The sequence below is a fragment of the Labrenzia sp. R5_0 genome (assembly GCF_017743835.1).
GTDB classification, from domain to species: domain Bacteria; phylum Pseudomonadota; class Alphaproteobacteria; order Rhizobiales; family Stappiaceae; genus Roseibium; species Roseibium algicola.
On sequence record NZ_JAGHRK010000001.1, the window covers coordinates 772,508 to 792,917 of the forward strand.

Annotated in this window: 20 protein-coding genes; 12 read left to right on the forward strand and 8 right to left on the reverse strand. The window is 58.6% G+C overall.

From position 1 onward, the window contains the following. Window positions 1-26: 26 nt before the first annotated feature. From J7447_RS03600 to J7447_RS03615, 4 genes are all read right to left on the reverse strand, one after another. Window positions 27-467 carry a hypothetical protein gene (locus tag J7447_RS03600; protein ID WP_168693463.1) on the reverse strand — a complete coding sequence of 147 codons (441 nt, stop codon included), beginning with the start codon at window positions 465-467 and terminating at the stop codon, window positions 27-29. Window positions 468-852: 385 nt separating this feature from the next. Continuing rightward, window positions 853-1,107, reverse strand: a complete 255-nt coding sequence (locus J7447_RS03605; RefSeq protein WP_031268132.1) for a YdcH family protein — start codon at window positions 1,105-1,107, stop codon at window positions 853-855. 167 nt (window positions 1,108-1,274) lie between these two features. Continuing rightward, on the reverse strand, window positions 1,275-2,834 hold the full coding sequence (locus J7447_RS03610) for an EAL domain-containing protein (protein ID WP_209168761.1): 1,560 nt from the start codon (window positions 2,832-2,834) through the stop codon (window positions 1,275-1,277). Window positions 2,835-3,066: 232 nt separating this feature from the next. Then, entirely contained in the window at window positions 3,067-4,308 is a 1,242-nt protein-coding gene (locus tag J7447_RS03615; protein WP_209168762.1) for a HupE/UreJ family protein, read from the reverse strand. Window positions 4,309-4,547: 239 nt separating this feature from the next. Here J7447_RS03615 and J7447_RS03620 point away from each other — a divergent pair, with 239 nt between their 5' ends. Both J7447_RS03620 and J7447_RS03625 read left to right on the forward strand, forming a co-directional pair. After that, entirely contained in the window at window positions 4,548-4,922 is a 375-nt protein-coding gene (locus tag J7447_RS03620; RefSeq protein ID WP_022997847.1) for a VOC family protein, read from the forward strand. Window positions 4,923-4,964: 42 nt separating this feature from the next. After that, window positions 4,965-5,666, forward strand: a complete 702-nt coding sequence (locus J7447_RS03625) for a YafY family protein (RefSeq protein WP_031268126.1) — start codon at window positions 4,965-4,967, stop codon at window positions 5,664-5,666. A gap of 37 nt (window positions 5,667-5,703) precedes the next feature. Here the strand turns inward: J7447_RS03625 and J7447_RS03630 are convergent, their stop codons facing one another. Further along, window positions 5,704-6,756 carry an alpha/beta fold hydrolase gene (locus J7447_RS03630; RefSeq protein ID WP_209168763.1) on the reverse strand — a complete coding sequence of 351 codons (1,053 nt, stop codon included), beginning with the start codon at window positions 6,754-6,756 and terminating at the stop codon, window positions 5,704-5,706. After that, window positions 6,746-7,687, reverse strand: a complete 942-nt coding sequence (locus tag J7447_RS03635; RefSeq protein ID WP_209168764.1) for a sterol desaturase family protein — start codon at window positions 7,685-7,687, stop codon at window positions 6,746-6,748. Before J7447_RS03635 ends, J7447_RS03630 begins: the two co-directional genes overlap by 11 nt. A gap of 143 nt (window positions 7,688-7,830) precedes the next feature. Here J7447_RS03635 and J7447_RS03640 point away from each other — a divergent pair, with 143 nt between their 5' ends. After that, entirely contained in the window at window positions 7,831-8,436 is a 606-nt protein-coding gene (locus tag J7447_RS03640; RefSeq protein WP_209168765.1) for a TetR/AcrR family transcriptional regulator, read from the forward strand. A 77-nt stretch (window positions 8,437-8,513) separates the two neighbouring features. Here the strand turns inward: J7447_RS03640 and J7447_RS03645 are convergent, their stop codons facing one another. Then, window positions 8,514-9,545: a LacI family DNA-binding transcriptional regulator gene (locus J7447_RS03645; RefSeq protein ID WP_209168766.1), complete on the reverse strand. Its 1,032-nt coding sequence runs from the start codon at window positions 9,543-9,545 to the stop codon at window positions 8,514-8,516. A gap of 83 nt (window positions 9,546-9,628) precedes the next feature. Between J7447_RS03645 and J7447_RS03650 the strand changes: the two genes are divergently transcribed. Further along, window positions 9,629-10,807: a phytanoyl-CoA dioxygenase family protein gene (locus J7447_RS03650; RefSeq protein ID WP_209169372.1), complete on the forward strand. Its 1,179-nt coding sequence runs from the start codon at window positions 9,629-9,631 to the stop codon at window positions 10,805-10,807. 8 nt (window positions 10,808-10,815) lie between these two features. Here J7447_RS03650 and J7447_RS03655 read toward each other — a convergent pair whose 3' ends face one another. Continuing rightward, the gene (locus J7447_RS03655; protein WP_209168767.1) at window positions 10,816-11,562 is read right to left on the reverse strand and encodes a DUF1194 domain-containing protein; all 747 of its coding nucleotides are present in this window, start codon (window positions 11,560-11,562) and stop codon (window positions 10,816-10,818) included. Window positions 11,563-11,841: 279 nt separating this feature from the next. On the opposite strand from J7447_RS03655, the gene J7447_RS03660 reads away from it, so the two are divergent. From J7447_RS03660 to J7447_RS03695, 8 genes are all read left to right on the forward strand, one after another. Further along, a complete protein-coding gene (locus tag J7447_RS03660; protein WP_168687982.1) occupies window positions 11,842-13,380 on the forward strand; it encodes a glycosyl hydrolase in 1,539 nt (512 codons plus the stop codon). Next, the gene (locus J7447_RS03665) at window positions 13,377-14,126 is read left to right on the forward strand and encodes an HAD-IIB family hydrolase (protein ID WP_055658690.1); all 750 of its coding nucleotides are present in this window, start codon (window positions 13,377-13,379) and stop codon (window positions 14,124-14,126) included. Before J7447_RS03660 ends, J7447_RS03665 begins: the two co-directional genes overlap by 4 nt. 114 nt (window positions 14,127-14,240) lie before the next feature. Beyond that, window positions 14,241-15,536: a glycosyltransferase gene (locus J7447_RS03670; protein WP_055658693.1), complete on the forward strand. Its 1,296-nt coding sequence runs from the start codon at window positions 14,241-14,243 to the stop codon at window positions 15,534-15,536. Window positions 15,537-15,664: 128 nt separating this feature from the next. Next, window positions 15,665-15,919, forward strand: coding sequence for a PepSY domain-containing protein (locus tag J7447_RS03675; protein ID WP_022997836.1), 255 nt, complete (start codon window positions 15,665-15,667; stop codon window positions 15,917-15,919). A 79-nt stretch (window positions 15,920-15,998) separates the two neighbouring features. Further along, on the forward strand, window positions 15,999-16,667 hold the full coding sequence (locus J7447_RS03680) for a response regulator transcription factor (protein WP_022997835.1): 669 nt from the start codon (window positions 15,999-16,001) through the stop codon (window positions 16,665-16,667). A gap of 64 nt (window positions 16,668-16,731) precedes the next feature. After that, window positions 16,732-18,084 carry an ATP-binding protein gene (locus tag J7447_RS03685; RefSeq protein WP_353653757.1) on the forward strand — a complete coding sequence of 451 codons (1,353 nt, stop codon included), beginning with the start codon at window positions 16,732-16,734 and terminating at the stop codon, window positions 18,082-18,084. Between the two features lie 249 nt (window positions 18,085-18,333). After that, complete coding sequence (locus J7447_RS03690; protein WP_055658695.1) at window positions 18,334-18,771, forward strand: RT0821/Lpp0805 family surface protein; 438 nt, start codon at window positions 18,334-18,336, stop codon at window positions 18,769-18,771. A 150-nt stretch (window positions 18,772-18,921) separates the two neighbouring features. Beyond that, a complete protein-coding gene (locus J7447_RS03695; protein WP_022997832.1) occupies window positions 18,922-20,403 on the forward strand; it encodes a hypothetical protein in 1,482 nt (493 codons plus the stop codon). The last annotated feature ends 7 nt before the right edge of the window (window positions 20,404-20,410 follow it).

Below are 20,410 nucleotides of genomic sequence, written 5' to 3' on the forward strand. Positions count from 1 at the left end.
AAGGGGAGGCGGGCCTGTTGAGAAGGTCAGCGCATTGAAATACAGACGCGAATGGAACCGGCATTGTCCGGCAGCGCGACATCCTTGTCGTTGATGCGGAAGGCATAGACACCGGCCGGATCGCGCGAGTTGACGGCGAGCGCGGCAAACTCCGCGAACGGCACAATGCGGCCCGCCTGATCTCGCACAAGCATCTCGCCGAAAGCGTAGGATTGGTCAAACTTGTAGCCGTAGAGCGGGCCTAGCCGGCGGGCGTCTTCGCCCGTGTAGCCACGCGGGCCGACGGCCTTGTACATGCCGGCAATCACGCTCCAGCCGCCGGAATACTGCACGCCGGTGATCTTGCCGCCGGGCAGGGACAGTTGCTGCCAGCCGCGTTTTGCCTGAACATCGATGCAATGATCGGCGGCAAATGCTGTGGACGAGAACAAGAGGGGCAGAAGCAGGCAGAGGCGAACAAGGGTCATGGTCTGATCCGAAATGAACTCGCCCCAGAAGATAACAGCCCCGCGTGCGGGTCAAGCTGTGTCGGGGAGCGCTGGTTCCGGATCACGCAAGCCTCACACAGGCTTGCCTTGCAACTATTTGCGGGAAGACCCACATCGTAGGGTGAACGATGAGGGTCGTTCCTCCCCAGACTGGCGCCGGGCTTTTACGAAAAGCTGCGGCGCCTTCTTTTTTCAACTCTTTGTCGGTATGCTGACCGTGTGGGCGACAAGGTCGCCAAAACCGGAAATGTGCTCCACTGCGCTCCTGGTGGGCCAGGACCTTTTCCTGGAGAGCTGCATGTGGTGGCCCGCGCCGTCGGACGGGGACGGCGCGGGCTTTAACACCGGCCTGAAAAGGAGGGGCTCAGGACACGGTGTTAGCCGTTGCCGCCAGGATGGCAGCAATCTGGTCTTTCAGATTTAGTCTCTTCTTTTTCAGGTCTTCCAGGACATCGTCGGATGCCGGCTCCACATCTGTCTCGATGCGGTGCACTTCGCGATTGACGGTGTGATATTCATCCGCCAGCCGGGCGAAATGGGCATCACTTGTTTTCAACGCATGCAAAGTGTCTGCGGCTTCCGGAAATTCTTCATGTAACTCGTGTGGCACGTGGCTCATTCTTGCCTCCTTGTGAGAACCACAAGGTGCCGCCAACCTGTTCAATTCACCTTGAGACAGATCAATCGTGCTCGAAATTGCATCGGAGTTTTTGTGCCGGCGCCGTTTTGCTTGCAAGCGCGAGGCTGGAAGCCTGGAAAAGCAGGCGGTCGGCGCTGGAAAGAGCGTCAGCCGCTGACGGGTTTGAGCTTTGCCAAGCGACCACTCGTCGGCATTTTTTCCTTCAAGGTCTGTTCCAGAAGGTAGAGGGAGAAGTCCCGGATGGGCATCGGTTTGGCAAAGAAATAGCCCTGGGCATAGTCCACATCTCGGTTCCTGAGGGACGCAAGCTGGTCCATTGTTTCGACACCCTCCGCACAGACTTTCATGCCGTGCGCCGAAGCAATGCCGAGGATTGCCTGAACAAAGGCGCCGCGGGCCGTGTCGGTGGTGCTGCCGAGATCATCGACGAACATCTTGTCGATCTTCACGAGATCGGGCTTGAGCGCCTTGATCTGGGCAAGGTTGGAATAGCCGGTGCCGAAGTCGTCAATTGCGATCAGGCAGCCGATGCTGCGCAGGTATTCCAGCGATTTTGCTATGCTGGTACCGGACCGGATCCCGGTTTCCAGGATCTCGCAGCAAAGGGAAAGACCGGCTTCCGTCGCCATCGCAAAAACCGGCGACTGAATTACGGACTGGATCTGTTCGTCTTCCAGATCCGCCTGGAAGAAATTGACGGACACCTTGAAACCCGGTCGTCCCGCAAGCAGCGGTTTCAGGTCGCGCAGTGCCTTGGCGATGATGATCTCGGTAAACTCCCAGGTCAGGTTCTCCTGCTGGATAATGTTCACGAATTCATCCGGGAAAAGCTTGCCCTGGGCATCTTCGAACCGGGCCAGAACCTCACAGCCTTCGCATTTCATCGTGTCGAGCGACAAGATGGGCTGGTAGTGCGGCTCGAAACCTTTGCCGCCGTTGGCGATCGCGTGACGGATCCGCCCGGCGGGACTGTGGCGGTCACGCACGATCCGTTTGACCCTCAGGAAAACGAGCGCGCCGGTGACGATGCCGAAGACTGCAAAAATTGCGAGCAGGCCGATATTTTGCTGAACGATCCGGCTGGCAGGGATCATGGTCAAGTAACACAGCCTGACATCGCCTTCGCCGCAGGCCTGTGCATAGACGTTCCCGAACATCGGGCCGTAGTTGTCGCGGTATTGCTTCAAAAGACCCGCGTTTCCATTGGCGTGGAACAGAACCGTGTAAGGGTCTTGAACACTCGACACGTAGAACATGTCGTCGGCGGCCGTTGCCAGGTTGCCGGTCTGGTAGAATGAAACGCCGTAGCGGCCCTTCTTGATCACTGTAACGCTGTCGACACCCTCGGCCTTGTCGAAGGGCACCCTGTACCAGGTCTCCCTGCCATCGCGGAACAGTTGCGCCTTTTCAGGCGGGCCGAAATCGTGGGCAGGTTCGAAACGTCCGAAGCTTGAAGAGCAGGTTGCTTTCGTGTCGCCGTTCGGAAAAAACCAGACATTGGTAATGTGATTGTCGTTGTAGACGAGCGTGTTAAGCGTTTTCAGATGCGCGTCGCTGCAATCGTCTTCGGGAAGTCTTTCCAGGGCTCCGTAGAGCTTGTTTCCACGGTCTATGTTGGACTGCCAGATGCCAAGAAGGTCTGCCGTCTGTTTCTGCAGTTCGCTCTGCCCGTCATAGGCGACACCGGCCCAGGCTATAAGCAACATGACGGCAACCGTCGCGAGGCCTGCAAGAGAGCCTTTTAATAGTGGGCGGGTATTGGGCGAGGTACCGTGACGAGCCATTTCATTGCCAATTATTATTCCGCCCAAGTTGCACGGCCGGGATTAAGAACAAGTCAATTGTTAGAATTAACGGCGCTTAACCCGGCAGATTAATCGGCTTTTTGTGTCTTTTTAGGGTGTTTTTTGCCTGAAATGGCCATGAGGCGTCCTCAAGTCAGGCCGAAATCAGCAATCCGGGCAGGCGCTCGATGACCCACCAGGCAGACAGGATCGCAATCCCCGACAGCGCGCCGAGCCGCAAGGGTTGCAGGGCGGGTTCAGCTGTCTTTCGTAGAAGCAGGACGATGGAGAGCGTTACGGCGAGAATGATCAGTTGGCCAAGTTCGATGCCGATGTTGAATGCCAGCAGCGCGGGTATGAGATCCGGTGCGCCCCGGCCGAGAATGTCCGCAAGAACGAAGGAAAAGCCGAGGCCGTGCAACAGGCCGATCGCGGCGAAGACGATCACCGAGCCCGACTTCCGGACCATTGCCGCGATGGCCGCATAAAGAACGGAAGCGGCGATGGCCGTTTCCACCAGCGGGATGAACCATGGCCAGGAAGGTGTTGCCCCGAGGAAGGTTGCAATCAGCGTGACTGAGTGCCCGATCGTGAAGGCGGTGACGAGGTAAATCAGTCTCCGCGTTGCCCCGACACCCAGAGCCAGCGCAATCACCAGAAAGACGTGATCGAGCCCCTCCAGAATATGCAGGGTGCCCTGGTGGATGAAATGCAGAAACGTGCTGAGCCGGCATCCGTCGAACCGCGCAGGTTCTTCCAGTTGCCCGGGAGCCGTGGTCGAAACCGGAGGGGTGATGCGGGCATCGACCAGGTGGTTGTCGATGGCTATGCCGGGCCCCGGGATCAGGGGAGCGTACCCGGACTGCACTTGAAGGACACCGGTCGGATCGCTGCTTTCCAGCCTGAGCGCGTAGTCGATGACTGCCGTACCAAAGAGCGGGTCTTCATTCGGGAAAGCTTCGCTCAACGCGGATTGGGCGGCAACAGCTGTGTCGATGTCCTGAGCAGGTCGAGTGGCGTGAACCGTAAATCCGATGATCTCCACCGGCAGGGCAAGGCCCGCCTGCGAAAAGACGAGGGCGTTGCGCAGCCGGTTTTCAAAGGCAGATCGATTGCTGTCGATCGCGTCGAGATCAACCCGGTAGCGCTCACCGTCCGGGTTTTGCTCCAGGCGAAGAAACGGCGAGACCAGTGGTACCTGTTCGACCTGCGAGCGACCGACGAGATCCGAGAAGACAAGTGGAGCGGGCACCCGCACATAAACAGTCAGCGTGTCAGCTTCACGCGAGACCAGAAGCGTGCGCACCTTGGTGCCTTCCGAAAAATGCGCGAAGGCAGGCGTGAAGTTTGTCAGCAGAAGCAAGAGACTGAAAAAGATCATCTGCCAGCGTATCATGATCTCTCCTTCCGGTTGTCGAACCGCCTTGGTCTGCGTCCCTGCCCATGCAGTTTAGCTGTGACGAAGCGGTACCGGCAAATTGTCATCAGCCTCTTTTCCGAATTCATCGGTGAGACGAAATTTGCAGGTGTTTACTTACCCTTGCGTCATATATGTTTGTCAGTCTCTCCTGACAGAATGCTGTCAGGAGAGGTTTGATAAGGTGATCCTCATCACAGCGCCTGAGGAGACTTTCCATGACTTTTGCACCCGATCACTTCAACGTCTGGATGGAGATTCCCGTCTCCGATCTGGACAAGGCGGTCAGTTTTTATAACGACGTTTTCAAAACGGAGCTTAGACGTGTCATCGACATGGGACCAAATGAGATCGCAATCTTTCCGACCAAGGAGCAGGGTGGGATTGCAGGTCACCTTTACCCGGGAAAACCCGCGCAGAACGGAACCGGACCAACCATTCATCTCGCCTGCCCGGACACCCTGGAAGAAACGATGGAACGGTTCGCTGCCAAGGGGGGAGAGATCATTTCCGATCCGGCTGCCATTCCGGCGGGGCGCTTTGCCTATGGCATCGACCCGGACGGAAATTCCATCGGCATGTTCGCACGCTGATTTGAGACTGACAGGATGTCGGCTTCGCAAGGAGCCGGCATCATGAGACGCGCCGACCGCCTTTTCCAGATCGTGCAATATCTGCGCGGCGGCCGGCTCGTGCGGGCACGTCAGCTGTCCGAATGGCTGGAAGTATCCGAACGCACCATCTATCGCGATGTTGCTGACTTGCAGGCATCCGGCGTGCCGATCGAAGGTGCGGCTGGTGTCGGCTACATCATGCGCGATGGCTATGAACTGCCACCACTCATGTTCACCCGGGACGAAATTGTTGCTCTACTCGCCGGTGCGCGTCTGATCCGTGCCTGGGGCGGGGCCGCCATGGCCCGGGCCGCCGAAGAGGCGATGATCAAGATTGACGCTGTCCTGCCGGAAAAGATGCGGGTGCGTCAGAACGAAGTCGAGATCCACGCGTTCGCGCCAGAGATGACACCGCAAATCCGGGCTCATATCGATTTTCTGGAAGCGGCTGCCGATGGCCGCAGGCGCTTGTTCGTGGCGTATTGCGACAGCAAGGGAGAGCCGACCGATCGTACGATCCGCCCTCTCGGACTGTGGTTCTGGGGCAAGGTCTGGACGCTGGTGGCCTGGTGCGAATTGCGCCAGGACTTCCGCATGTTCCGTCTGGACCGGATTTCCGAGATGCGGGAGACGGGAGACAGGTTTGATCCGGAACCCGGCAAGACGCTGAAGGATTTCTACCGGGGCATGGAGGCGGAAAACTACGGCAACACCGGGGGGTGACGGCCTGGCCGCAGGAGAAGGGTACCGTTCCCGCGTTTTATGGCGCCTGCACGATCATATCGAGCCATGTCGCAATCGCCTGCAGTGCGGTAGGATCGATGGTCGTTGCTATCCGGATATACTCGTTGATACGTCCGGTTCGCGTTGGTTGGAACAGGTGATTTAGACCAGGCAGCGTTCTGACATCCGAGAGCGGGTGGGTGAGAGCCCTTCGCATGACAGGTGAATTCTCACTGGCGGAGACCTGCAAGTCGTGCTCACCGAAAAGTGCCAGCACCGGAATGGTCAGGCCTGCCAGCTGCGCAACCGGATCGTGCCGCGCGTAGGCGGAAGCCCAGGGCGTCGCCCAGACAGCCAGGTTTTGCCTGATCTGGGAACCGCTCGCCCCCGAGTTCTGCAAGGCCTTCGTGATGTCCTTGCGTAATTCTGCCGGTGTTCCGGATTTCAAAAGAGCGGAGCTGATCTCATTCACCGCGCGGCTCTGTCCGGCAATGACTTCATCGGACAGGCCTTCCGCACGCCCGATATCCTGAACCTGAGTGCGCATGACATCAGGAACAAGCGGCAGGGCAGGTCCTGCAAGATAAACATGAAAGGCGGCCGGTTCGATCTGCTGCGCGATCGGCGCGAGATAACCGCCTTCCGAGTGGCCGATGTATCCGGTTTTTTCGGAAAGAACACGCGGATGAGACTTCACATAGGCAAGCGCGGCGGCTGCGTCGCTCGCGAGATCCTGCGGGGTTGCTGTCGCAAAGTCTCCCGTGCTCCGGCCCACGCCGCGGTCGTCGTAACGCAGCACGGCATAGCCGGATTTCGTCAGGTGATCCGAAAGCACGAGAAAAGGTTTGTGGCCCGCAATTTCTTCATTCTTGTCCTGTGGGCCGGAGCCGGTGATGAGTACCACCGCAGGGACGCGCCCCCTCCCTTTTGGCAAGGTCAGCTCGGCATCCAGAACGGCGGTGCCGGACGCAGTTCTGATCTGGATGGTTTCAATGGGGTAGTCGCGGACCTTCGGGTCCTGTGGCCGGTCGCTCAGTCCGAAGACCGCCAGATAGCCGGCAAACGTCGCCAGAAGCAGATCAATGTTCATCGTGGTGTTCCCCTTGGCTGGAACCAGCAGGCGACTGCATTTGAGTGTCGGACTGGTCCGCGGGAAGAGCCGTATTGCGCGTCGGTGTCCAGCCGGGAGGTTTCATGAGCACCTTCAGAGCCTGGGCGACGGAAGGGGCATTGAGCGCATCTGTGCCAAGACGAATGAAGTCTCGAAAGTTGATGGTGATCGGATTGGATGTGTTGAGCGGATCGGTGATCCCGTAGACAACCTTGGCACGCTCGGGTGTGTAGGTTCCAAAGAGCCGGTCCCAGACGATCAGGATGCCGCCATAGTTCTTGTCGAGATACTCCGGATTGCTGCCGTGGTGCACGCGATGATGCGACGGTGTGTTCAGAATGCTTTCAAGCCACCCGAGCCGTCTGACCTTTTCGGTATGGATCCACGATTGATAGGCCACCACGACGGCAAGTCCTGCGATCACCTGTACAGGGTCGAAGCCGACAATCACCATGGGAATGAAAAACATCCATTCGAACAGCGCTTCGGTCCAGGCCAGACGCAGAGCCGTCGTGAAGTTGAACTCAGGCGAAGAATGATGAACGCTGTGATAGGTCCAGAATAGCCGTACCCGATGCTCGCAGCGATGCATCCAGTAGTACGTCAGATCAGCGACCACGATCGCAAGTACCCACGTCAAGCCGTTCATGGGCAGGTCCCAAAGCGCGAACGGTTCTGCAAGGAAAACGGCAATCACGACGATCAGCCCGTATGCGGTTCGTTCCAACAGACCGTAGACAAGACCGATAATCAGATTTGCGCCGGTTTCCGATAGCGATTGACGGTAGCCGGTAAACCGGTCCCACACGGTTTCGGAAGCCAAAACAAGAAGAAAGACCAGCGCCAGAATTTCAATACCGTTGAAGACACCAGCCGCCTCCTGAAGGCGAAGTTCCAGATCAGAATACATGACACCTCACAAAGAACGAACGTTCGTTCTTTAATTGGGCGCGCGGCCCAGGATTGCAAGACGGCAACGAACCTGAAATGAACAGAGCAGAAGAAGAAGTCGGGCTACGGTCTTTCTTCGTAGCGTCGCACAGGAGATTCCCGATGGCCGAAACCAGGCCGCAATCCACCAGCCGTCTGGAAAAGTCCGCCAAGCGTCGGCAGATGATCGTCGAAACGGCTGCGGGTCTTTTCATCGAAAAGGGGTTTCACCAGACCGGCATGCGCGACATCGCGGGAAAGGCGGGGATCAGCCTCAGCAATCTCTATAATCACTTCAAGGGCAAGAACGAGATCATCGCAGCCATCTCGGAACTGGAAACTGTCGAACTTGATCCCTTGTTGAGGCGGCTTGAAGACACGTCAAAAAATCGGATGGAAAGACTGCTGGAATTTGGGGCGGAGTATTTCGATCTCTGTTCGTCGCCGGCACATGCCGCGTTGAGCGCGGAAATCGTTGCCGAGGCATTCAGAAATCCCGAGATCGGCGGCCTTTTCGAACAAACCCGGGCTCGGCTCGTTCAAGCTGTTGCCAACTGCCTGCCAACGTTTGAAGAAAACCCTGCCACGTCGGCCGAACTGGTTCTTGGTTTGATCGAACGCAGTGGCCAGAATGCCGTTTCCAGAGATGTTTCGACCAGAAAACAGCTCAGGCAATCCATGTTGGCTTTTGTCGAACGCGCAGTTGGCACAGAGCTGAAACACGGTTGATCAACTGCTGGCAGTGTGCTGTTGGCGCGTTTTCTGATGAACGGCAGGCTTTGGCTGTGGAGATCAGCACTGCCAGGTCAGGCTGGTTCATTGAACCTGGAAGGAATGTTCAAGGGGGTGACCACCTGAACATCGCTCGTTTCGCCGGAGGGAGACGTGCCGATGCCGTGGTATGCCAGGAGATGACGAAACGCCGTGTGCATGTCTGACTGCAGGTCGTGATGAAGCACCAGCGTCAGCTGCTCCTGCCGGAGAAGCTCGAGATTGTCCTTGTCCAGATCGTGCGCAACATAGACCCCTGGCATCTGGCCCACCTCGGACAAGGCCTGCAAAATGGCCCTGTTGCCGCCTCCCATGGAGTAAACACCGGAAATCGGCGGAGAGGAGGCCAGCTTCTCGGCGACCTCCCGCCGTGTTTCGGGATTGAGACCGCCGCCGCCACTGGCATCCACCAATCTGCATTCCGGGCGCAGACGATCCAGTTCCTGCCTGAAACCTTCGTAGCGTTCCTCCTCGCCCTGAAAGGTGTGCTGGCTGAGCGTCGTCAGAACCGTTCCGTTTGCCGGCAGGAGCTTGTGCATGAGATAGGCTGCGGTTTTGCCGGCGCTGCGATTATCCAGGCCAACATAGGCAAGCCGCCGGGAAGCGGGAAGGTCGGTAAAGACGGTGACGACAGGGATCCTGCGGTCTGCCAGTCCTGCGATCATATGCCGGACTTCCTCTGTATCGCGCACCTTGAGGCAGATGCCCTGGCTGCCTCGCTTTGCGATCCGCTGCAGAATCGCGCTGCATTCGGCTGCCGACATGGTTTCGGTGAAAGTGAACCTGGGGCGGATCGCGATCGGATGCAGATCTGTCAGCACGCTTTCACAGGCGAGACGCACTTCTCTGCTGAACCTGTTCGGCGCTTCCATAACCACATCGAAGAAGAGCCGCCGCCCCCTGGCAGCCAGCTGACCTTCCTGTTGTTCCAGTTCTGCAATCGCATCCTCAACCCTGCGACGGGTTTGCGGGCTGACATGTGCTCGCCCGTTCATCACGCGGTCAACCGTGGCAGTGCTGAGGCCTGCCTGAAGGGCGATTTCCTTGATCGGGAAGCGATGGGTCATTTGATGGATTCTTGATGGAAAATGCCGATCCGATCAAGACCGATCCTGCTAGCATTGCAGCCAACAAAACCTGGGAGGGGATCATGGACAAACGGGTCGATCATCTGGCGTATTTCAACGCCACCAGTTGCGATGTCGAGGACTTCAGGCAACTTGTGTCGCAAAAACTGGACGACGGCATCGTGCCGCACGCCTACAAGGTGGTTGCCGGTATTCCCGTCTACCGGGTTGCTGATCTAGAGACCGTACTCGCAGGTAGCGAAAGCCGTAGCCGGTTGATGGCAGAGTGGGCGCAGGTTATGCGGCTGCACTCGGGTGTGCTGGTGCTGGAGGAGGCATATAAGGATGTCACCCCGATAGACCGGGCAACGCAGGTCTACAACCGGATCATCGCCGAGGAGAAAGCTGCTTCAGGCGGCGGTGCGGATCACTTTGCAGCTGCAGGCGCAAACGACCGGATCTGGAACTCACTGCAGAAACTCTGTCTGGAAGCCCCCGATGTCTTCGCGGACTATTTTGCCAATCCTGCCATTGATGCCGTTTGTGAAGCCTGGCTCGGACCGAACTACCAGATGACGGCCCAGGTCAATCTTGTACGTCCGGGTGGCAAGGCGCAGCAGGCACATCGGGATTACCACCTTGGTTTCCAGTCAGCAGAAGACTGCGCACTTTATCCGGCCCATGTGCACGACCTGTCGCAGGTCATGACCCTGCAAGGGGCGGTGGCGCATACAGACATGCCGATTGAAAGCGGTCCCACGAAGCTCTTGCCGTTTTCACAGCTTTATCGTCCGGGCTACGCTGCCTACCGGCTGGAGGCATTCAAGGAGTTTTTTGAACAGAATTACGTGCAGATGCCATTGCGCAAGGGCGATGCGGTGTTCTTCAACCCGGCACTGTTCCACGCCGCCGGTGACAACTCCAGTGTCGATATCCAGCGCATGGCAAACCTGCTTCAGGTGTCCTCGGCCTTCGGACGCGCCATGGAAAGTGTGGACCGGGATGCCATGTGCCGGGCGCTCTATCCCGTGCTCCTGGCGAAAACCGGACAGGAAACAATGTCAGGTACCAGACTGGAGGCGGCTGTTTCCGCGTGTGCGGAAGGATATTCCTTCCCGACCAATCTGGACCGGGATCCGCCTGTAGGCGGGTTGGCGCCCGAGACACAGAAGCAGCTTTTCCTAAGGGCCCTGCAGGACAGAATGCCAGCAGCGGATTTTGAAGCGGCTCTTTTGGCCCGGGCGGAGCGCCGGCAAGCCTGAAGCTGATTTCAGCGCAGGGAAGCGTAGCCGCTGCCGAAGATTTCCCGCAGCAGTTTGCGCTTCATTGCCTCGGCGTAGTCGTCATAACTGGCTGCAACCTCGACAAAGGCACCCGGACCCCTGATGACATGGGTCCGGTAGTAGCGCACCGGAGCTTCATCGGCGCCTGAAATCACCAGCCCGTTGACCGTAACGTCCTGGAAATCGAAGGCCCTGTAGGCGCTTTCCGGACCGAAACCGTCGTTGTTGATGCCATCACCGGCAACATCTATGACCTTACGAACACAAGGTGCAGGTGCCTTGCGCATCAGGGTTGCCGCATGGCCGAGTGCATAACCGAGGGCGGTTGGAAATTCGGTGTAGCCTCGTGGTGAGCGTCGCAGGGTTTCGGCCGCATTCGCAGCGCTTTGCGCATCGGAAAGATGGCTCCACCCGAGCTGGAGCAATTGCTGGTACCGGCCGCTCCATTCGAAACTTGTAACCCAGATCCCGCCAACGGCCTCGATTGCCTGAACGACGTCCGGGTCTTTCAAGGCATCTGCCAGTCCGTTGAGCTGCAAGGTGTGTTCGCGCGCATCGACGCTGGCCGAACCGTCCATCGCCAGAACCAGCGACAGGGAACACGCGGCTGCAGGACCTGGCAGGAGCAGCAAGGAAAGAAAAGAGAAGAGACCAATGACCTGACGCAACGTCTTGCGCGCCGCGCTTTGTCCGCAGTGGCAGTCGGTATGTGAGATCCAACAGCAGTCCGTCATGAACCCATTCTAGAGGATAGGGGCGACAAGGGAATGCTTTTACGACGCGCTTTTGGCTCAGAAACGATCATATTCTAGGCATAGAGCCGAGCGCAGCGGGCCAACTGAAAGGGCGGGATCCGGCTGTTTCTGTTCCATACCGCAAATCGTTCCGGAAATGCCGCCAGTCATCAGGCAGGATGCGCAAAGGGGTGATATTGTTCGTCCGAGCCATGTTGCACTGCAAATTTTTTGGCTTAGGCTCTTGATCCTGCTGAAACATCTGGGCAGGGTTAGGGCATGTATGCATCCCATGGATTTCTGCGGTCGGACATTGGCGACGTCGATGTCGTTTATCACGACGGCATCTATCATCTGTTCCATCTGGTGCTGCCCAATCACGATTTCATCGCGCACGCCGTCAGCACGGACGGCATGACATGGCGCCGGGTCAAGAATGCACTTTTCGTCGGTGAACCGGGCGAATGGGATGATGACATGCTCTGGACGATGCATGTGACGCCCGATCCGGACCGGCAGGGCGAGTGGCGCATGTTCTACACCGGCCTTGCGCGGGCGGAATATGGCAGGGTGCAGCGGGTCGGGCTGGCACGGTCCAAGGATCTCTACACCTGGGAACGCTGCAATCACGGCAATTATCCCCTGCAGGTGCCGGGCCCGCTTTACGAGAGCACTGTAGACGAAGGCCGGAAGTGGGTCAGTTTCCGCGATCCTTTCTTCTATGTCGACGAAGACACAGGCGAACGCCTGCTGCTGGCCTCTGCCCGTGTCAAGGAAGGGCCGGTCATACGGCGCGGCTGCGTCGGGCTCGCTCGCGAGACCAAACCGGACAAATTCACATTCGAGCCACCTCTTTATCGGCCCGGTCTTTATGACGACGTCGAGGTGCCGAACCTGTTTCGTCTCGATGGCCGCTATTACCTGATGGGATCGATCCGCGAAGACACCAAGATCCACTACTGGTACGCGGAGACGATTGAGGGCCCATACCAGAACTTCTTCGACAACGTGATCCTGCCGACGGGCAATTATGCAGGCCGTATTTGCCGAACCAGCGACCGTTTGCTTCTGTTCAATTTCTTTTCCAAGACCGAATACGTCTACGGGCGCGAGGTCGTGAAGAAGCTGTTGCCGCCGCCGAAGGAACTGGTGACCGACAGTGCCGGCAGGCTCAAGCTGAAATCGAATTCGGACTTCAACGATCTGGTGACGCATCGCCAGGTCGTGACTGCGTCCTACCAGTGCAAGGCACTGTATTCCAACACACATGCGTCGGCGATCGATCGGCCCGACGGGCTGCATCTGAGCTGCAAGAGCGGGTACGAAGCTTTCATGCTGCCGGGCAAGCATGAGGATTTCCGCCTCAAGGCACAGCTGATGCTGGAGGGACTGGGCAAAACCGGTCTTGTGCTGAGGATGAACGACGAGGGTGACGGTTATTACCTGTCTCTGGATCTCGTCAACGGCATTGCCCAGATGCGGGCTTGGGGGGCAAACCCGACACCTGAATTCGAACATGCCTTCCGTTACGAGCCGCTTCAGGAAGCACATTTCAGGGGCAGCGATCATGGCCCCTGGCAGATCGAGGTTGTGGCGCACGGCCTTTACTTCGAGTTTTCCATCGACGGCTATGTGGTGCTGTCGCTGGTTGACGACAGTTTCATCGAAGGCGGTATCGGCTTCTACACCGAAAGCGCGGCCGTCTGCCTGAAGGACCTTGTGGTTGAAACATTGAGCCGTCCGGTAACGGAGCACACGGTCGAACCGGCATATTCCGTCACGCACAGGGCGCCCGATCAGGAAGGGGAGGGCCGGTGACCGGCGAGACGGGCAAGAGTGATACCTGGCTTCTGGTCAGCGACATCGATGACACCCTGACCGGTAACCGGACCGATCTGGAGCGACTTTGGCATCAGTTGAAGAACGCCAAGTCGCACCTGAAACTGGCTCTAAACTCCAGCCGACCGGCCGCCAGTGTCGACCAGACCCTTGCCGACTACTTCCCCGAAGGCTTCGAACCGGACGCGATTATCACCGGTTTGGGAACCGAAATCCGTCTGGACCGTTTCTTTCTGGAAAGCTGGCAAAGCCGGTTTATCGACTGGCCTGACGAGGAAGTTCGCAAAATCGTCCGGAAACTGGGGTATGATGCGCACGACGACAAGTTCCAGACGGACGGAAAGGCGAGCTTCGCCGTTCCGGGAAAAGACGGCGTGGACGCGATTCTTGCCGCACTCCGGGACGAGGGCATCCCGTTCAGGCACATCTATTCAGGGACCAGTGACCTGGACATTCTCGCCCCCGGCGCAGGCAAGGACGCTGCCATGCGCCATCTGGCAAGCCATCTTGGCATTCCGATGGAGCGAACGATCGCTGCCGGTGATTCCGGTAACGACCTTGCGCTGTTCGAAGCAGCGGGCAAGGCAATCGCGGTCGGCAATGCCCGCCAGGAACTTCTATCAACCCTGCCGCGGCACAAGACCTATCTGGCATCCGCCCACCATGCGGCCGGCGTGCTGGAAGGGCTGACGGTAATGGGCCTGCTGCCGCAATCGGCAGTCTGATCCGGCCTTTCGAGAGGCTGCTGCCTGCTGCAACGTCGGCGGGCCGATGAGCAAAAAGAGCAAAAGAACGCCTGGGTAGATGGAGATCAAGACACACGAACAAGGTAACGACACATGAACAAGCACAATATCGGTTCCCTTCTGATGATCTCGCTGCACGGTTACGTGGCCGGATCACCGGAACTGGGTAAACCGGATACGGGCGGCCAGGTGGTCTTCGTACTGGAGCTGGCAAAACGGTTCGCGCGGCTCGGCTACAGGGTCGATGTCATGACGCGCCAGTTCGAAGACCAGCCGGCCGAGGATATCATCAATGAAAACCTGCGCGTCGTGCGCGTTCCTTTCGGAGGATCCGATTTCATCCGGAAGGAGGACATGCACGACTGGTACGGTGACTTCGTCACCAATGCGCTGGCGATGATCCGTCATCGCAAGTTGCATTATGACGTGATCAACTCTCATTACTGGGATGCAGGTGTCGCCGGCCAGAAAATCGCCGAGGAGCTGCAGGTTCCGCACATCCACACGCCGCACTCCCTCGGTTGGTGGAAAGAACACGACATGGTGGGAGCGGGTGAAGAAGAGATGGCCGGGTACCGCTTCAAGGAGCGGATCCAGAAGGAATTCGTTCTTTACCGCAACTGCGACCACATCATCGCGACGACCGAGCAGCAAACGGACCTGATCGTCGAGCAATACCAGCTGCCGCGTGAGCATATCACCATGATCCCGCCGGGCATCGACGAAGGCCGGTTTACGCCCGCAACACCGGATGTGGTCGCGGAAGCGCGCCGGAAGCACGATTTCAAGGAAACGGATATCTACGTCGTTGGCAGGGCAGCGGAAAACAAAGGCTATGACCTGATCATCGAAGCCTTGCCGAGCCTCCTGAAACTGCAGCCCGACGCACGCCTTGTGCTTGCAGCCGGTGCCAATTCGGACAGCGACAAGGCGCTGCTCGCGCAATGGAAGGAAGTCGCTTCTTCCCTGGGCGTGTCCGATGCCATCAGCTGGCGTGGGTATGTCGCGGATGAAGATCTGGCCGATTTCTATCGTGGTCCGGGTATCTTCGCACTTCCCTCCCGCTATGAGCCTTTCGGCATGACCGCCGTGGAAGCGATGGCCTGCGGAACGCCGACTGTGGTGACGATTCACGGCGGCCTGTTCGACCAGATCGAATTTGGCCGACATGCGCTGGTGGCCGATCCCAAGCGACCAGAAGAGTTTGCGGCCATGCTGAACATGCCGATGCAATACTCCTGGATGCGCGAAACCCTCTCGGTGGAGGGCGCTCGCTTCGCACGCCGCGTGTTCGGCTGGACAGGGATCGCCCGGCGGACGCTGCAGGTGTTCGAGCAGTTCAAGGGCCGTTACGACGACCTGCAGACGGACGAAGTGGCGCTGGGCTGACTAGGCGGCGGAAGGACGCCGCCGCAAGAAGGGCAGCTGAAGAAATCCAAACAACCGGTTCAGCTTGCGTTCAGGTGAAATTGATTACACCTTGCGCATGACCTCGTGAGCAGACCGGAATCGGACACGTGAAACAGATATTTGCCCTTTTGATCCTGACATTCGCCGTCATTGCGCCGGCGCAAGCCGCTTGTTTGTCCCAGTCGCAGGCCCGTGAAGCCGTGGCCAGCGGCAAGGCCGCCCCGCTTGGGGCGGTTGCAGGGCAGGCAGGCGGTGAAATCGTCAAGGCCCAGCTTTGCCAGCAGGGTGGGGGATACGTCTATCTGTTGTCGGTCCTAAAGGGTGGCAAGGTGACAACTGTCACAGTCAACGCCAACAGGTAATTGCTAGAAGCGACATCTTCCTGCCGGCTTTCGGTTGGTTGATCTGGTTCCGACTCCATCAGTCATAAAGTTGAATTTCATGCGCATTCTTGTTGTCGAAGACGATACCGATCTGAACCGCCAGCTGGTGGCCGCCCTGGAAGAGGCTGGCTATGTGGTCGACAGTGCGACGGACGGCGAGGATGGGCATTTTCTTGGCGACACCGAGCCATATGACGCCGTGGTGCTTGACCTCGGCCTGCCGTCCCTCGACGGACTGTCCGTTCTGGAAAACTGGCGCCGCGACGGGCGCACCATGCCGGTCCTCATCCTGACTGCGCGCGACCGCTGGTCGGACAAGGTTGCGGGGATCGACGCCGGTGCCGATGATTATGTCGCAAAGCCTTTCCACATGGAGGAAGTGCTTGCCCGTGTGCGTGCGCTTGTGCGCCGGGCCGCCGGGCATGCCTCCAACGAACTCACTTGCGGTGCGGTGCGGCTGGATCTGAGATCCGGCCGGGTAACCGTAGACGGCAGCGCGGTCAAGCTGACTTCGCATGAATACCGGCTGTTGTCCTACCTGCTGCATCACCAGGGCAAGGTGATCTCCCGGACTGAATTGACCGAACATCTCTACGATCAGGATTTCGATCGTGATTCCAACACGGTTGAAGTCTTCGTCGGCCGTCTGCGCAAGAAAATCGGCTCGGACATGATCGAAACCATCCGAGGGCTCGGATACCGCCTGGGAGCGGCGAGTGACACCTGAGACCTCTGCCAACGGGGACGGCCGGCCCGTGAACCGGCCTCAGCGGTCGCTTGCCGCACGTCTGGTGTTCGTGGCGGCTGTATGGTCCACCATCGCGCTCGCCATCGCCGGGGTGTTCCTAGTGAGCCTTTATGAAAGAGCGAGCGAACGGGCTTTTGACGCCCAGCTCGAGGTTCATATCAAGGCACTGATTGCCGAAATGCTGGCAACCAATGCAGATGTCAGTGCTGACCAGGCGACCGCAACCCTGACTGCGCCGACCTACCGCGGCGATCCCCGGTTCTCCCTGCCACTGTCCGGCTGGTACTGGACGGTTCGACGCGCCGACAGCCCGTCGATCCTCTATGCATCGGAGTCGCTGGTGGGGGATCCGCTGAATACGCCGCCGATCGGGCAGGACGACGCCAACGCCGGGTTTATCGTCGGGCCGACCGGTGATGAAATTCGCGTGCTCCAGCAGAGAATTACCGTTGAAGACGCGGCCTATGTGATTGCCGTCGGCGCTGCAACGGCAGGGTTCTGGGCGGATATCTTCGAGTTTGCGCGGCTTGTGGCCATCACGCTTTGCATTGTCGGTCTCGGGCTGATTCTGGCGATCTTCCTGCAGGTGAAATTCGGCTTGCGGCCACTTGCGCGCTTGCGTGCGTCGCTTTCGGCCGTTCGACAGGGCGAGGCCGAACGCATTGACGAGGCCCTGCCGCGCGAGATCGCGCCGCTGGCGGTGGAACTCAACGCGCTCATCGTGTCGAACAAGGAAATCGTCGAGCGGGCACGCACCCACGTCGGCAACCTTGCACACGGTCTGAAGACCCCACTGTCGGTCATTTCAAACGAGGCAAGGGCGTCCGGTGGTCCCTTGGCGGACAAGGTGTCCGAACAGGCATCGATCATGTCGACCCAGATCCAGCATCATCTGGAGCGGGCCCGCATGGCGGCGCAGCGGCGGGTCATCGGTGTTTCATGCGAGACCGAGCCGGTTCTTGCCCGTCTGATCCGGGCCATGGGCAAGATCTATCAGGACAAAGGCGTTGATGTCGGTTTCGCGCAGTCCGGTCAGATCCGCTTTCGAGGCGAAAGCCAGGACCTGGAAGAAATGAGCGGCAACCTGATCGATAATGCCTGCAAATGGGCAGGTTCGAAGGTGCGGGTGCAGGTTGCGCCGTTGAACGATCCGGCCACGAACCGGGACATGTTCATGATCACGGTCGAGGATGATGGTCCCGGACTGACGCCTGAACAGCGCGCCGAAGCCATCAAGCGTGGTCGGCGTCTGGATGAAACCGTGCCCGGAACAGGTCTTGGCCTGTCGATCGTGGCAGATCTCGCTGCCCTTTACGGCGGTACCTTCGATCTTGAAAGTTCCTCGCTCGGAGGCCTGAAGGCACGTCTGGTGCTGCCGGCGCTCAGCAAGGAATAGGGGATTTACCAAACGTTCGCTTGGGCCGCCCTTGCGGGACTGTGATAGGATGTGATGCAAATAGCGGAAACAAAGACACGGTTGTGGCCAAGTTCGGCCACAAATTGAAAATAACACTGATTCATCGACCGGTTTGCGCCGGTTTCACGCCTTCTAGTGCATTCATTTTGCGCTAGCCTTTGGAAAATGGTCAGCAATCGGATTTCAGCTGCTTCTGGTTGAAATTCGAAGAACTTGGAGCTTTCAAGAATGCGTCTTCGCGGTGCCTCGTGTCTTGCTCTTGCCTTTGCTTTGGCAGGTTGCTCCATGACGTCCGGGTCGAGAGACAGCAACACTTGGGGGTCCTTTTTCGGTGACCCGAATGCGAATGTTTCCGGCTCGGAAGCGAATACGGCCATTTCGGTGCTGGTGAACAACGAGTTCGGGGACGCGCTTGAACCGTCTGACCGCAAGGCAGCCGAAGATGCCCAGAGCAGGGCCCTGCGCGCGCGTGGCCTTGGGGTTTCGGTTGCCTGGCAGAACGAGCGTACCGGCCGCAGCGGTCAGGTCCGTCCCGGACCGGTCTATTTCGTCAACGAGACCAGCTGCCGCGAGTTTACACACGAGATGGTTCTCCAGGGCCGCACCTTGCAGGCGCGCGGCACGGCGTGTGAAACCGACCAGGGTGCCTGGCAGGTGATCGGCTGAACCAGCCGGCGCGAAAAAGGTTCAAAGGGAGACAGTGTCCTGGTGATGCTGTCCGAAGCCCTTTAAGTTCCCGGTATTTATTCTCAACACTTGCTTAAGTCTTCTAACGTTAAACTCGCGGTAACTAGGATCGCGATGTTGACGCTGTGAATGACATATTCGGACCAGCTTGAAACCAAAATCAAAACCTACTTGCGTAGTCTGAGCCCCAAGGCGGTTGAGGCTCTGGTCCGGAATTTGGAACGCGCCAAGGTTCAAAAACACGCTGATCCGCATATCCAGCTCGTTCTTGCCGCAGCCGTGGCACTCATTCGCAAACCGCAGCCGGTTGCACCGAGCATGCCGGGTGGCGCTCAGCGACGCAATCAGATCCAGCGGATGTTCTTCACACCGCTGGATGATTTTCTGATCAACGAAATGCTGCCACAGCGGCAGGAGGGCCGAATCCAGCGAGGCATTCTCGACCGTGTCTGGAACTGGCTCGGTCGTGATGTCATGGCTGCCGACATTCGCCTTGTGCTGGAACAGGCCGGAAATTCTGCCGTTAGTGGTGAGCGTGTGGATGCCCTGGTGCAGGCGCTGCGCTCGCGTGCCGTGGACGCCATCGGCGACATGCTGCGCCGCGCGGAAACGTCCGATAAAGACAAGCGCCGAATGGCAATCGAACTTGGCGGCGAACGCGGTATCTCCGAAGTCAGGGACATCCAGAAGATCTTTGCGGCAGAACGTTGGCTGGTGCCGTTCCTGCAGAACATACCGGATCGCATCAACGAGCATCGGTTGAAGCAGGATACTGAGGTGCTGCGTCTCGTCGACAAATGCACCGCACGGTTTCCCGACCATGTTCCGGTGATCGCCGCCGCGCTGGTAGACCGCTCGGACATGCCTTCGGCCTTGTGTGCCTTCGCCGGACGTCTGGCAGGCGACCCTGACCCCAAGGCGATTGCTCGTTCGCAGTTCGCACCATTTGTTGATGTGGTCATGAGCGAGGCCGAACGCCTGCAGATCCTGGCGTTCGAACATCGCAACAACAATCCGGACCCGGTGGCCTTTTCTCAGGCGCTGTCGGAGTACCACTTGCTGGTCCGCGGAGTTGAACGTGACATGGATCTGTCGGTCACCGGCAGGTGGCACAAACGTCTGGCGGAAACCAAACGCAGCATCTCCAGTGTCGTTACCCGGGAATTGAACAGCGCCCACAGCAGTGTGCGGCGCGCCCTGCAGGTGCCGAAGTTCGACAAGGACGGCAAGCTGCAGATCGACCAGATCGCGATTGATGACGCCGTGCGTACGTTGCGCGTGGTCGCAATGGTTCGGAACGCCTCCGAGACCTTCGCCGTCAACGAGATCGGCAAAAGTACACGCCAGGCAGTCGAACAGACGCTTGAAATCCTGACCCGTTCTCTGATCACCGATCTTGGCAAATCCAAGGGACCTGCGCTGGAGGCGCAGATTGCCGCGGCCGACGTCGCCATCATGCTGTCGGAGATCTATTTCGGCACGGATTACGCCGCGCAGCTGCGCCGCAGTCGGCAATCCGCCTATGCAAAAGCGAGCAAGAACGCGGCCGATGCCAGTTCCGGCCCCAGTCCGGAACGCAAACTGGTCGCCAATGCGCTTGGCCGGCGCTGACGGTTCC